This window comes from Thermococcus sp. 9N3, assembly GCF_012027685.1.
Lineage (GTDB): Archaea > Methanobacteriota_B > Thermococci > Thermococcales > Thermococcaceae > Thermococcus > Thermococcus nautili.
Genome location: NZ_SNUV01000001.1, coordinates 1,107,881 through 1,120,100, shown reverse-complemented (window position 1 = coordinate 1,120,100; position 12,220 = coordinate 1,107,881). Strand labels below are relative to the sequence as shown.

At 54.0% G+C, this 12,220-nt stretch carries 18 protein-coding genes and 3 tRNA genes; 13 read left to right on the top strand and 8 right to left on the bottom strand.

The genetic code is table 11. The annotated features are described in order from the left end of the window. Positions 1 to 3: 3 nt before the first annotated feature. The 7 genes from E3E30_RS06245 to E3E30_RS06215 all read left to right on the top strand — a co-directional run bounded on the left by E3E30_RS06245 (position 4) and on the right by E3E30_RS06215 (position 2,522). Positions 4 to 201, top strand: coding sequence for a DNA-directed RNA polymerase subunit N (locus E3E30_RS06245; RefSeq protein ID WP_011250450.1), 198 nt, complete (start codon positions 4 to 6; stop codon positions 199 to 201). 17 nt (positions 202 to 218) lie between these two features. Next, a tRNA-Pro gene (locus E3E30_RS06240) sits at positions 219 to 296 on the top strand. Between the two features lie 59 nt (positions 297 to 355). Continuing rightward, positions 356 to 529, top strand: coding sequence for a DNA-directed RNA polymerase subunit K (locus E3E30_RS06235; RefSeq protein WP_042692889.1), 174 nt, complete (start codon positions 356 to 358; stop codon positions 527 to 529). 6 nt (positions 530 to 535) lie between these two features. Then, positions 536 to 1,561, top strand: coding sequence for a hypothetical protein (locus E3E30_RS06230; protein ID WP_167728758.1), 1,026 nt, complete (start codon positions 536 to 538; stop codon positions 1,559 to 1,561). A gap of 15 nt (positions 1,562 to 1,576) precedes the next feature. After that, entirely contained in the window at positions 1,577 to 2,182 is a 606-nt protein-coding gene (rpsB, locus tag E3E30_RS06225; protein WP_042692893.1) for a 30S ribosomal protein S2, read from the top strand. A gap of 39 nt (positions 2,183 to 2,221) precedes the next feature. Beyond that, positions 2,222 to 2,309: transfer RNA gene (locus E3E30_RS06220), tRNA-Leu, on the top strand. Positions 2,310 to 2,366: 57 nt separating this feature from the next. Further along, a complete protein-coding gene (locus E3E30_RS06215) occupies positions 2,367 to 2,522 on the top strand; it encodes a 50S ribosomal protein L40e (RefSeq protein ID WP_014122450.1) in 156 nt (51 codons plus the stop codon). On the opposite strand, the gene E3E30_RS06210 is transcribed toward E3E30_RS06215, so the two are convergent. Beyond that, complete coding sequence (locus tag E3E30_RS06210) at positions 2,523 to 2,852, bottom strand: PadR family transcriptional regulator (protein WP_042692896.1); 330 nt, start codon at positions 2,850 to 2,852, stop codon at positions 2,523 to 2,525. 105 nt (positions 2,853 to 2,957) lie between these two features. Between E3E30_RS06210 and E3E30_RS06205 the strand changes: the two genes are divergently transcribed. Next, positions 2,958 to 3,257 carry an FUN14 domain-containing protein gene (locus E3E30_RS06205; RefSeq protein ID WP_042692899.1) on the top strand — a complete coding sequence of 100 codons (300 nt, stop codon included), beginning with the start codon at positions 2,958 to 2,960 and terminating at the stop codon, positions 3,255 to 3,257. 4 nt (positions 3,258 to 3,261) lie between these two features. Here E3E30_RS06205 and E3E30_RS06200 read toward each other — a convergent pair whose 3' ends face one another. Both E3E30_RS06200 and E3E30_RS06195 read right to left on the bottom strand, forming a co-directional pair. Beyond that, positions 3,262 to 4,023, bottom strand: coding sequence for a metallophosphatase family protein (locus E3E30_RS06200; RefSeq protein ID WP_167728757.1), 762 nt, complete (start codon positions 4,021 to 4,023; stop codon positions 3,262 to 3,264). 641 nt (positions 4,024 to 4,664) lie between these two features. Next, a tRNA-Arg gene (locus tag E3E30_RS06195) sits at positions 4,665 to 4,742 on the bottom strand. Between the two features lie 67 nt (positions 4,743 to 4,809). Here E3E30_RS06195 and E3E30_RS06190 point away from each other — a divergent pair. Next, the gene (locus E3E30_RS06190) at positions 4,810 to 5,259 is read left to right on the top strand and encodes an Lrp/AsnC family transcriptional regulator (protein WP_042692902.1); all 450 of its coding nucleotides are present in this window, start codon (positions 4,810 to 4,812) and stop codon (positions 5,257 to 5,259) included. Here the strand turns inward: E3E30_RS06190 and E3E30_RS06185 are convergent. From E3E30_RS06185 to E3E30_RS06165, 5 genes are read right to left on the bottom strand one after another with little or no spacing between them, the layout of a single operon-like run. Further along, positions 5,242 to 5,571, bottom strand: coding sequence for a hypothetical protein (locus E3E30_RS06185; RefSeq protein ID WP_167728756.1), 330 nt, complete (start codon positions 5,569 to 5,571; stop codon positions 5,242 to 5,244). The genes E3E30_RS06190 and E3E30_RS06185 overlap by 18 nt on opposite strands. A gap of 1 nt (position 5,572) precedes the next feature. Further along, complete coding sequence (locus E3E30_RS06180) at positions 5,573 to 6,289, bottom strand: phosphoribosyltransferase family protein (RefSeq protein WP_042692907.1); 717 nt, start codon at positions 6,287 to 6,289, stop codon at positions 5,573 to 5,575. Positions 6,290 to 6,344: 55 nt separating this feature from the next. Beyond that, positions 6,345 to 6,833 carry a YkgJ family cysteine cluster protein gene (locus E3E30_RS06175; RefSeq protein WP_167728755.1) on the bottom strand — a complete coding sequence of 163 codons (489 nt, stop codon included), beginning with the start codon at positions 6,831 to 6,833 and terminating at the stop codon, positions 6,345 to 6,347. A gap of 4 nt (positions 6,834 to 6,837) precedes the next feature. Then, positions 6,838 to 7,077 (bottom strand): Lrp/AsnC ligand binding domain-containing protein, encoded by a 240-nt coding sequence (locus tag E3E30_RS06170; RefSeq protein ID WP_042692912.1) that lies wholly within the window; start codon positions 7,075 to 7,077, stop codon positions 6,838 to 6,840. Next, positions 7,074 to 8,420 (bottom strand): signal recognition particle protein Srp54, encoded by a 1,347-nt coding sequence (locus E3E30_RS06165; protein WP_167728754.1) that lies wholly within the window; start codon positions 8,418 to 8,420, stop codon positions 7,074 to 7,076. The genes E3E30_RS06170 and E3E30_RS06165 overlap by 4 nt, the downstream gene beginning before the upstream one ends. A 415-nt stretch (positions 8,421 to 8,835) precedes the next feature. On the opposite strand from E3E30_RS06165, the gene E3E30_RS06160 reads away from it, so the two are divergent. From E3E30_RS06160 to mtnP, 4 genes are all read left to right on the top strand, one after another. Then, complete coding sequence (locus E3E30_RS06160; RefSeq protein ID WP_167728753.1) at positions 8,836 to 9,690, top strand: damage-control phosphatase; 855 nt, start codon at positions 8,836 to 8,838, stop codon at positions 9,688 to 9,690. Positions 9,691 to 9,768: 78 nt separating this feature from the next. Beyond that, positions 9,769 to 9,978, top strand: a complete 210-nt coding sequence (locus E3E30_RS06155; RefSeq protein ID WP_042692919.1) for a hypothetical protein — start codon at positions 9,769 to 9,771, stop codon at positions 9,976 to 9,978. Positions 9,979 to 10,058: 80 nt separating this feature from the next. Further along, positions 10,059 to 11,360 (top strand): hypothetical protein, encoded by a 1,302-nt coding sequence (locus E3E30_RS06150; RefSeq protein WP_167728752.1) that lies wholly within the window; start codon positions 10,059 to 10,061, stop codon positions 11,358 to 11,360. A gap of 42 nt (positions 11,361 to 11,402) precedes the next feature. Next, a complete protein-coding gene (gene mtnP, locus E3E30_RS06145) occupies positions 11,403 to 12,206 on the top strand; it encodes an S-methyl-5'-thioadenosine phosphorylase (RefSeq protein WP_167728751.1) in 804 nt (267 codons plus the stop codon). Positions 12,207 to 12,220: the final 14 nt, after the last annotated feature.

Sequence of the window (12,220 nt, the reverse complement as noted above, 5' to 3'; positions counted from 1 at the left end):
GAAATGATAGTCCCCGTCAGGTGCTTCACCTGCGGAAAGGTGCTGGCAGACAAGTACTACGAGTTCAAGAAGAGGGTTGAGGCCGGGGAAGACCCGGGTAAGGTCCTCGACGACCTTGGCGTCGAGAGGTACTGCTGCAGGAGAACGCTCCTCAGCCACGTGGAGCTCATCGACCAGGTAATGGTTTATAAAGTCTACTAAAAACCGCAATTCTGGGCGGGGCCGTGGGGTAGCTTGGTCTATCCTCCCGGCTTGGGGTGCCGGAGACCCGGGTTCAAATCCCGGCGGCCCCACCAACATTCCGTTCACTGAAAAAAACCTCTCTTGAAGGTGTGGAAGGAAGGGGTGGTAAGTAATGTTCAAGTACACCCGCTTTGAGAAGGCCCGTATCATCGGCGCGAGGGCTCTGCAGATAGCGATGGGCGCCCCCGTGCTGATAGACGTTCCCGAGGGAATAACTCCTCTTCAAGCTGCCTTGATGGAGTTCGAGAAGGGAATAATCCCGCTCACCGTAATAAGGCCGAGCTGATGAACGATGACGGTGATAGAGAACGTAATCGGCAGGGTTGCAGTGCTCAGGGGTGGGAAGTACTCCGTTGAGGTAGACGTCATAACCAGCTCGGGCTTTGGGCGGTTTGCCTCGCCGATAGACGAGAACCCGAGCCTCTACATAGCCGAGGCTCACAGGGCTGTGAGTGAGGTTGACGAGATAATCGGGCCCGAGCTGATAGGCTTTGACGCAACCGAGCAGGAGCTTATAGACAGCTACCTCTGGGAGATAGACGGGACTGAGAACTTCGGACACATTGGAGCTAACACCGCGCTGGCGGTTTCGATAGCCACCGCAAAGGCAGCCGCCAGCGAGAAGAACCTTCCCCTCTACAGCTACCTCGGGGGAACCTTCACCACCGAGTTGCCCGTTCCAATCCTTGAGCTCGGTCGCGGTGAGGAGTTCGACTACTACGTCATGGTTCGCGATTTGATGGAGATTACCGACGTCGTTGACGCTTTCAACAGCGTCCTTGAGAACGTTGAGGGCAACACCGTTGAGGCCTACTCAAAGGCCACTGAAAAGGCCACCGACGAGCTCGGCCTTGAGGTTGCCCTCGGACTCGTCCAGAAGAAGGGACTCGACATTGAAACCGTCCTCTCGACGGTTGAGGACAACAACGTTGCCTACATAAAGCCCATTGGCGGTGAGGAGCTCTTCCTTGAGCTCATAGCCGGAACCCACGGGGTCTTCGTTGACGGCGAGTACCTCTTCCGCGAGAAGGACATACTCGACAGGCGCTACTACAACGCGCTCTCCATAAAACCCATAAACCTGGGCACGCTCACCGACTTGTACAACCTCATAAACGACGCCAAGTCGGAGAGAATCGTTCCAATCCTCTCGGAGGCTCGCTACGAGTCCTCCGATGAGGCCCTCGCCCACCTCGCGGTGGGCTTCCGTTGCCCGGCGATGGTGCTCCACTCGAACTCCATCGCCAGGCTGAACGAGCTGATAAGAATAGCTGAGGATTTGGGTGAAAGGGGCAGGATAATAACCTTTGAAGGATGAGGAGGTGTGAAGGAAATGGAGGAGTATCTCGTTCCACTCGACCAGTATCTGGCAGCGGGTGTCCACATCGGCACCCAGCAGAAGACCCAGGACATGAAGAAGTTCATCTACCGCGTCAGGCAGGACGGCCTCTACGTCCTCGACGTTAGGAAGACCGACGAGAGGCTCAAGGTCGCTGGCAAGTTCCTGGCCAAGTTCGACCCGGAGAGCATCCTCGCTGTCAGCGTCAGGCTCTACGGCCAGAAGCCCGTCAAGAAGTTCGGCGAGGTTACCGGTGCCAGGGCCATTCCGGGCCGTTTCCTCCCGGGAACCATGACCAACCCGCAGGTCAAGAACTTCTTCGAGCCGGACGTCATCATCGTCACCGACCCGAGGGCCGACCACCAGGCCATGAAGGAGGCCGTTGAGATTGGAATACCGATAGTTGCCCTCGTTGACACTGAGAACTTCCTCAGCTACGTTGACCTCGCAATCCCGACCAACAACAAGGGTAGGAAAGCCCTCGCGCTCATCTACTGGATACTCGCAAGGGAGATACTCTACAACAGGAAGGAAATCGAGAGCAGGGAGGACTTCAAGGTTCCCGTTGAGGACTTCGAGATGAGGATTGTGAGGACCTGAGGGGAAGGTTTTTAACTTTCCCCCTGTATTTCCCCTCGCGCGGGGGTGCCCGAGCCTGGCCAAAGGGGCCGGACTTAAGATCCGGTGCCGCAGGGCTTCGCGGGTTCAAATCCCGTCCCCCGCACCAAACCTTTAAAAGTTCCCCGTTGAACGAAACCCGTCAAGGTCATTTGAGGTGGTTGAGATGGCGAGATTCCCCGAGGCTGAAGCAAGAATCTTCAGGAAGCTTATCTGCATGCGCTGTGGCGCCACCAACCCGTGGGGCGCAAAGAAGTGCAGAAAGTGTGGTTACAAGGGGCTTCGCCCCAAGGCCAGAGAACCGCGCGGTGGCGGACGCTGATTAGGTTTTCTTCAACTTTTTCAGCGTTTCTTCCAGAAACTCTATTCCCTCTTTTAGCAGTTCCTCGCCCTTCGGCGTGAGCTTGTAGTACTTTCTGGCCGGCTTTCCGGTTTCGCTCTCCTGCCACTCGGCGGTAACGTAGCCGTCCTTCTCAAGCTTGTACAGGACGACGTACGAGCTGACGGTTGCAGGCTCGAAGTCGAAGGCCTCTTTTATGCGCTCCTTGAGCTCGTAGGCGTACATCGGTCTCTCCTCGAGGAGCCTGAGTATGTAGAGCCAGAGAACCTCCTTCGTAACCTTATTCCTCAACCTCTCTATCGGCGTCGTCATGCTCCCACCTGTTTTACGTCTTGTAAATATTTTGGAAGCGTGTAATTTAAGCCTTTTGGGGAAAGGTTTTATACGTTAGCTTCCTAAGGAACCTCGGTGGTGATTATGGATTTCAACGTGAGTGGCATGTTTGGAGATATGGGCGTTGGAGCCCTCGTTGGATTCATCACCGGATACGCTCTCAAGAAACTCATGAAGCTGGCGATGGCTATAATCGGTGCCTACGTCCTGAGCCTGTTCTACCTCCAGCAGAAGGGCGTGATAACAATAAACACAGACAAGCTATTCAACCTGACAGGTAGCATCACCCAGCAGGTGGTCAGCCTCAGTCAGAAGGTCGTGGGAATCCTTCCTGGAACCAGCGCCTTCGTCGCGGGCTTCTACATTGGCTTCAAAAAAGGATGAGGAATCAGACCTTCCCGCGGTAGAGAATCTTGATTAGTTCCTCAGGAAGACCTTCCTTCTTGATTTTCTCCTCGATGAGCTTCTTTTCCTTCTCGTAGTCCACCTCGATGAACTTGGCGTGGAGCGTGTCAACGTCAACCAGCGCGAAGGTTGCCTTGTGGTTCTTGCCCGGCGGATAGCCTATGCTTCCTGGGCAGATTACCCTTCCATACCTCGTCATCGCGTTGACCGGGTACTTCGGCGACGCCACGAAGAGTATCTCGTAGTCTTTGACTGGCCTCATTATGGCCTCGTAGTAGCTGGTCGGCTGGTCCGGGAGAACCTGGCCCTCGAAGGGGTTGAGCGGGCTTCCATAGACGCCGAAGATGTCGTTCTTGCCTATCTTGTCCACGAGGTAAATCGGCAGGTCCCTGATGAACTCCCTGCCATCGTGACCAAGCTTCTCCCACGTGTGCTTCAGGGCCTTCTTGATGTAGTCTGGGTAGTCCAGCCTGTCAATGTAGTCAGGCCCCTCCGCGTGCGGGTCGCTGGCCGCTATGACCTGGTCGAACTCACCGCGGATGACCTTGACGACGTTGTTCCTGATGAGGTCGTCGAGCGTGTCAAGAACTTCCTTCGGGTACGGGAAGAGGCCGACCACGTTTCCAAGGACGTAGTACTTCTCAATCTCATAACCTTCTTCCTTGAGGGCCTCAATCTTCTCGAGGGCCTTCGCCAGAGCGGGAAGGTTTCCGTTTATGTTCGCCAGAACCGCCACGTACACCATGGTATCACCCCCATTTTTTCTTACCTGAAGAAACTAAAAGCTTCAAGGTATTTAAACGTTTCGGGGCATTTGGGTTTCACAAAAGGGTATTGGGAGGGCTCGGGGCATCAGAAGGGAAGGCATCCCTTCTTTTTCTTGACCCTCTTCTCCCTGTGCATGCTCTCAAGGTAGAGCAGGAGTGCGTCCTCTATCATCTCTATCACCTCCTTTGGTTTTGTTGGTGGGATTCTGCTTCTTCCATGCGGTCGGGAAGTTCCGCTGGTGGCCATTAGGGCATCGGTTTCCAAAGGTGCCGACAGAACTTTTTAACGGCCCTTGGAATTGAGTACGGCGTAACTCTAAGGGGCAAACAAGTCTGGAAAAGCCCAATCAAAGTTCGTGATTCTCTTAACAGGGACTTTTTGTGTGTTTGTGCTTTCAGAGAGCCTTTTGGCTTTGGAATTCTCTGGGTTGGGGCATTTTATTGTTTGGGTTTACACTTTTCCGCGCTCTGAAGGAGCGCCTTTCAGAGTAAACTTCCACTGTAAGGCCCCGGTGAAGCGAATTCCAGTGTAGATTACATTCAAGAGTGCACACTTTTGGGTTACACTTTGGAGGAGAACCACGAACTTTGATGAACTTTTGCCAAGCAAAAGTTTCTATGGCGGACCGGCGGGGCTTCGAACCCCGGACCTGCGGCTTAGGAGGCCGCCGCCCTATCCTGGCTAGGCTACCGGTCCACTGCCCGCTATTCCCTCCCGGAGAAGAGTATTTAAAGTTTACGGTTTACTTTTGGTGGTGAAGGGCATGGTTGACGAGCTGGACCTCAAGATAATCTCGCTCCTCCAGAAGAACGCCCGCCTCTCGTTTAGGGAGATAGCGAGGGAACTCGACGTTGCCGTTGGCACGGTCTACAACCGAATCAAAAAACTCGAAGAGGAGGGGGTTATCAAAGGCTACGCCCCCGTTCTCGACTACGAGAAGCTCGGCTTTGGCCTAACCGCGCTGATTGGAATCAAGGCGCAGGGAAGGAAGATAGCGGAGATAGAAAGGAAGATAGCCGAGAAAACCCGGGCGATGATGGTCTACGACATAACGGGCGAGTTTGACATCTTCGTCATAGCGAAGTTTAGGGACAGGGCGGACATGAACCGCTTCGTGAAGTGGCTTCTATCCCTGGACGGGGTTGAGAAAACGAACACGAGCGTGGCCATGCAGGTTGTGAAGGAGGAGCCAAGGTTAGCCCTTGAGGACTAACACCTCGTCGAGGAAGCGCTTTGCAAAGTCCTCGAAGCTCTCAACTGGAAGCTCAACTTCCTTTCCGTTGACTTTTCCCCTGAAAACGTAGCGTCTCGCCGTTATTTCCAGGATTTTTTTGAAGTCCGGGCTGTTCTCTACGGTTCTTTCGAGAACCTGCGTGAACTCATCGCTGTCAACCTCAACGACAACGCCCTCTATGACCACCCTCTTTCCGCAATCCTCTTCGCTACACTCAAACTTGAAGGGAACGCCGAGGGCGAACTCTATCGGCAGGCTCAGCCCCTCGGCGTTGTAGATGAACCCCTTCATGTCAATCCAACCTTATGAGGCTTTCAACCGGGAACTCGTATTCCTCCTGGAGTTTCTCAACGATGTCACCGACGCTCACAAGGAAGAACATTCCTATCGGCTTTGCTCCGGCCTGCCTCGTCATCTCGACGAGGGCCCTCTGGGTTTCTCCGCTCCTTATCACGTCGTCCACTATGAGGACGTTCTCGCCCTTCTTAAGTGCCCACTGGGGAAGGTACAGGGTCATAACGGTTCCCGAGGCACTGGGGACGTAGCTGACCTCGTAGAACTTCTCAACACCGACTTCCTTCTTCTTCTTGGCGTAGACTATGTCCGCACCAAGTTCCCTGGCTATGTGGACGCCGAGGGCAATACCGTCGGTTGCGGCAGTGAGCACTTTGTCGACGTCCTTGTCGAGGTACCTCCCGGCGACCTCTTCGGCTATGAGGCTCATCAGGGCCGTGTCGCTGAGCACCGGCATGTTGTCGAAGAAGCCCCTCTCGTCGAACTTTATCCTCTTCTTTACCTCCTCCTCGAGGTTTATGTAGGGCAGGAGGAGTTCTAGCAGTTCCCTCGTCCTCTCGGCGCTCGGCAGAACCTTCCCGCGAACGTACCTGTTCAGAACCGTTATCGGCAGTCCCGTTATCTTCGAGAGCTCCTCGTAGGTGTAGCTTTTCTTGAGGAGCCTCAAAACCCTGATGAGTCTGAGCTTCTCCTGGACGGACTTCAGCTGGCTCATTCTCTCACCTCCGCGTGCCCGTTGTTTAACAAGAAAATGTATAAATACGTTTCGGTCACCCGAGAACCTTGCGCCGGTACTCCTCTATGACGTCACCGTATTCCCTCAGGAGAAACTCCTTCGTGATGGGCTCCCCCTCGGGATGGTTGATTCCAGGGCAGAACGAGTCCTCCTTTACGTAAATCTCCATCTTCTTTCCGTGTTTGACGAAGATGAAAGGATAAAGCCTGCACGCCAGGGGCCTGTGGTTGTAAATCCTGCACCTCTTCGTTTCTGGGTCAAGGAAAACGCACGCCCCGTCGAAGGGTCTCTTCTTCAGGGCGTAGCCGAGGAACTTATCCCCACGGTAGAAGAGCTTCTCGTAGTCCACGAACTCCCAGGCGTTATAGCCCAGCTCTTCAATCTTGGCGATGTCTTCGTCCCGAAGGGGGATTTCAAGCTCCTCACAGCACTTCCCGCAGTTTTCAACGCACTTAAATTTGAAGGATGGGTCGGACTCGACCTCAAGGGTTTCGAGGTCAATAGTCGCGACCCACCGCTTCACCCCTTCACCCCCGGTAGGTGCTCGCTATCAGCGTTTCGGTCATCTCTATCTCCGGAATTTTCCTGAGAACCTCATCGTGGAACTTGTCGAGGTCCTCTATCGTGGGCACCTCAACCCTAAGTATTATGTCGTATTCCCCATAGACCCTGTAATCTTCCTTAACGCGCGGGTCCTTCTTGAGCTCCTCGTAGACCTTCTCCTCGTTTCCGGGCTTCACAACCACCAGCACGAAGGCCTCAATCATACCCCGAACCCCCCGAGGTTGAACTTCTTGGCCATCTTAGCTAATTTCCTCTTGTTCATGCTCTTGAACATCTTTTTCATTTGGTTGTACTGGTTTAAAAGCTCTCTGACTTCAGACGTGCTTGTGCCCGAACCCCTGGCAATCCTCTTTATGCGGGAGTAGTTGATTATCTCCGGGTGCTCAAGCTCTTCTTCCGTCATCGAGTCCATTATAACGCGGTACCTCTTGAGCTTCTCCTCCCCAATGCGAATTGCCTCGTCGGGGAGCGAATAGCCAAGGCCGGGAATCATCTGGAGTATCTGCTTGAGCGGGCCCATCTTCTGCATCGCCTCTAGCTGGGCGTACATGTCCTTGAGGTTGAACTTGCCCTTGAGAAACTTCTCAACGTCTTCCTCCCTGAATTCCTGCTGCTTCTGGAGCTCTTCAATCTTCTCAAGGAGTCCCTGGATGTCTCCAAGGCCGAGAAGCCTTGAAACGAAGCGCTTGGGGTCAAAGGGCTCCAAATCGTCTATCCTCTCGCCGACACCGATGAACTTAATCGGCGCCCCCGTTGCGGCAACGGCGGAAAGCGCTCCACCGCCCTTGGCCGAACCGTCGAGCTTCGTGACGATTATCGAGCCTATTGGAGTGGCTTCTTTGAAGGCCAGCGCCTGGTTGTAGGCCTGCTGGCCGATGGTTCCGTCTATGACGAGTATGACCTCGTGGGGCTTTATGGCCTCGCTTATCTGCTTCATCTCCTCGATGAGGCCCTTCTCCTCCTTGTGTCTTCCGGCGGAGTCCACGATTATGACGTCGACTCCTTTCTCGCGGAAGTGCTCAACTCCTTCCCTCGCGAGCTTGACAGCATCCTTCTCGTTGGGGTCGCCGAAGACCTCTATCCCGTAGGGGTCGAGGAGCTGTCTGAGCTGGTGATAGGCTCCGGGACGCCAGGTATCGGAACAGACGACGCCAACTTTATAGCCCCTCTTCTGAAGGTGCCTCGCCAGCTTTGCCACGCTCGTCGTCTTTCCAGAACCCTGAATACCAACGGTGAGCAAAACGGTCGGCTTCTCCTTTATCTCAAGGGGCTTCGCCTCGGTTCCGAGGAACTTCGTGAGCTCTTCGTAGACTATCTTGATTATGTGCTCCTTCCTGCTGACGCCCGCCGGCGGTTCCTCCTCGAGGGCCCTCTTCTGTATTGTTTTCGTGAGCTGAAGAACGAGCTTGACGTTGACGTCCGCCTGCAGGAGTGCCCTCTGGATGTCCCTAACTACCTCCTTTATCGTCGCCTCGTCAACGGTTCCGGAGCGCGCGAGCTTCCTGAGGGCGTTGTTAAGGGCCTTCCCAAGTTTTTCTAACGCCATCTCACCACCGTTACTATGAGGGCTGGGGAGTTTATAAACGGTTGGGTGGGAGAACCCTGTATAAATGCACGCATTTTTCAAAAACAGCGATGATATGTCTCTTTTCTTTGAACAAAAGTGTTCATTGGAGCTCAAAATCCGTCCTGAGGCATTTTTTGAGCGAGTGTAGAGCTGAAAGTGTCATTCTTGCCAGAAACGGCGCTGAAAACCTTTTTAAACTAAAAAAGACGTATAATAAACTGGAGAGAAAGAAAAGGGGGTGAGAGAGATGATGTGGCCAATGGCTATGTACGAGTACATGCTCATGCGTGAGAGGGAGAAGAAGAGAAGGAAGCCCATACCCGAGGAGCTCGAGTACGTTGAGATGCTCCAGTGAAGTATTTAAACGGTCCTTTCTATTTCTCCTGGTGGTGCTATGAGGATTCATCACGAGTGCGTTTCCTGTGCGATAAACCAGTGCCTGAAAATCGTCGAGATGAGCTTAACCGATGAAAATTCCCGCAGGGACGCGATGCTGTTTTCGCTCAAGCGCGCTTCCGAGCTGTTCTCAAAGGACTCAATTCCCGCAGTCGTCGGTGGACTGCTCTTCCTTGACCTCTACGAGTTCATTGGGAACGACGACCCCTTCAGGGAATACAAGCGCCTTTCAAACGAGATGGCAGAGGGGCTCGTCGGTCACTTCGAGAACTCCGACCTTAAAACCGCACTAAAACTCGCAATAGCCGGGAACGTCGTGGACTTCTCGACGGGCTACAACCCCGAGAAGCTTGAGGAGGACATAAGAAGGGTTCTCGATGAGAGCCTTCTCATAGACCACAGCGATGAGCTCTTCGAGATGCTGAAGCGCGCTGGGACACTCCTCTACCTCGTTGACAACTGCGGGGAGATATACTTCGACAGGCTCTTCATCGAGAAGCTGAGGGAGGAGTTCCCCGACCTTAAAATAATCGTCGCGGGCAAGGCAGGCCCGATAATAAACGACGCGACCGTTGAAGACCTCCTCGAGGCTGGGTTTGGGGAAATCGCGGAGGTAATCTCGACGGGCTCAAGATTGCCCGGCACTCCGCTTGACTACGTTTCCGAGGAGTTCCTTGAGGTTTTCCGCTCGGCGGACGTCGTCATTGCGAAGGGGCAGGCCAACTTCGAGACCCTCAGCGAGCTCAACGATTCCAGAATTTTCTTCCTGCTCAAGGCAAAGTGCCCTGCAATCGCGAGAGAAATTGGTGTTCCAATGGGTTCTCTCCTCTGCCTCAACCTTTATCTTCGCTGATTGTCGATATTATTTTTAACGAATGTCTATCAGAAAGCCTTTTATACTTTGAAGTTGTAGATAGTAGTGGTGATACCTATGACAACGGTGCTGAAGCGTGATGTTGGTAGGTTTTTGAAGGAGATGAAGGTTCATTACGGCGATGTCTGGAGGATGCCCTCAAGCAAATACCTTCTCCAGCCTGACTTCGTCGTCGTTGACCCCAAGACTGGAAAGAAAACGAAGGTCAGCTTTGTGTCGCTTGACGATGGTGAAGTCGTCGGCGTCGTTTACGACGAGATGGGATGATTTCGTCTTTTGCCTTATCTACTTCTGACTTTAGGCGGAAACCATAAATAGGGCTTTGTTTTACCTGACTTGGTGGGAGCATGGCGGTTGACCTTTACAATGAAGCCCTTTACTTAACGAGAAGTATTAAGGACCCTTACCTCAGGGCTATAACGTACGCGAGAATTGGCTACTACATGCACAGGGCTAAAAACCCCCGTTACGGCGAGGCGTTCACCAGAGCCCTGAAGGCCGTTGCTTCCATAGACAACCCCCTGCTCATCGTGAAGGCGCTCATTGAAGTTGCGACTTTCCTCGGCAAGACGGGCTCAAAGGGGGCCACAAAGACCTTTATCCAGGCATATGAGTCCATTAAAACGTTTCCCCAGCCGCTGAGGGATGAAATGCTTGAAGAGCTCGTCCACAGGCTTTTGGAGCTTGGACGGGTTGACGACGCTTTCTTCTACGCCAAGGAAATTGAGAACCGCGTTAAGCGCAACGACACACTTCTCCAGGTTCTCCACAACTACATTGAAAAGGGCAACCTGCGGAAGGCCCGGCTCATCCTTGAGCTCATCGAAGACGAACCTTGGCATTCCATCGCGGCGTACGAGGTTCTTAAAGAGCACCTTAAACGTGAGGAGTTCGGCAGTGCCATCAAGGTTCTCTCTGAGTTCAAGAGCGAGTACTGGCTCGGGGAGGCCATGAAGGCCGTCGCTGTTCATCTCAAGAAGGCCAACGTTCCGGAGGGCACCTACGAGAAGTTCGTTGATATAGCCCTCAGTATCTCCTCGAAGGTAGGTTTCGAAGTGCTCATATCGTTCCTCATAGGTGTTGCGGCCCAGGGTGAGATAGACTTCGTCATCGGAGTTCTCTCGAAGGTTCCCCGTGAGCTTCGCCCAGAGCTTCTAAAGTCAATAGTTCTAGCGGTTCTCGATAGACCCGAGCTTCTGGAGAGGCTTGTTGATAGACTCATCGGCGATGAGAAGGAGCTCGTTATGAGCGCAATCCTTGACGCCCTCCTTGAAAGGCAGCCCAACTACGAGTACTATGAGCTCGTGAAGAGAATCGGCTCTGAAACCGACAGCGAGAGGGTAATAGTCAAGGCAGTCCGCTACCTGTCAAAGCTCCACGCCTACGACGACGCCTGGGAGCTGGCTTCGAAAGTGGCCAATCCGTACCTCCGCTCGCTGGCCTTCGGAAGCATCGCCGTTGAGAAGCTCAAGGAAAACGACGTTGACGGCGCGATAGATGCATCGCTCGAAGTGAAAGACCCGCGCTGGGGCTCTTGGCTCCTTAGCGAAATCCTCGCCAAAATCCTTGAGGTTCAAACCGGCGGCGAGTTAAAAGAGGACATCGAGGAGCGCGCCGAAGCACAGCGCAAACTCTGGGAAGGAAGCTAACGTTTTAAAGCCCTCCTCTCAATTCTCTTTTCAGGTGATACCATGCCGAGGATAGCCATTATTGGAGGCTCCGGAGTCTACGACCCGAAACTGCTTGAGAACGTAAGGGAGGAAACCGTTGAGACCCCCTACGGAACGGTAAGGGTCAAGATAGGGACTTACAAGGGCGAGGAGATAGCGTTCCTGCCGAGGCACGGGGAGAAGCACAGCGTTCCGCCCCACAAGATAAACTACCACGCCAACATCTGGGCGCTCCACGAGCTCGGTGTTGAAAGGATTCTGGCAACTTCGGCCGTTGGTTCGCTCAACCTCGACATGAAGCCCGGCGACTTCGTAATCCTCGACCAGCTCATGGACTTCACGAAGACGAGGCACTACACCTTCTACGACGGTGAGGACAGCCCCCACGACAGGAAGTTCGTCGCCCACGTGGATTTCACCGACCCCTACTGCCCCGAGCTCAGGAAGGCCCTTATTACAGCCGCCAAGGAGCTCGGCTTTACCTACCACCCGACCGGAACCTACGCCTGCATGGAGGGACCGCGCTTCGAGACGAGGGCGGAAATCAGGGCGCTCAAGATACTCGGCGCCGACGTCGTTGGCATGACCCAGTGTCCGGAAGCTGTTCTCGCGAGGGAGCTCGAGATGTGCTACGCGAGCGTTGCCATAGTTACCAACTACGCCGCGGGAATCAGCAAGGAGAAGCTCACCCACACCGAGGTCGTTGAGCTCATGGCAAAGAAGGGCGAGGAGATAAAGCTCCTCCTCATGAAGGCAGTGGAGCACATTCCCAAGGAGCGTCGCTGTCCGTGCAAGGATGCCCTCAAGGGCGCAACGGGCGAGTGATGTTCTCTTCCCTC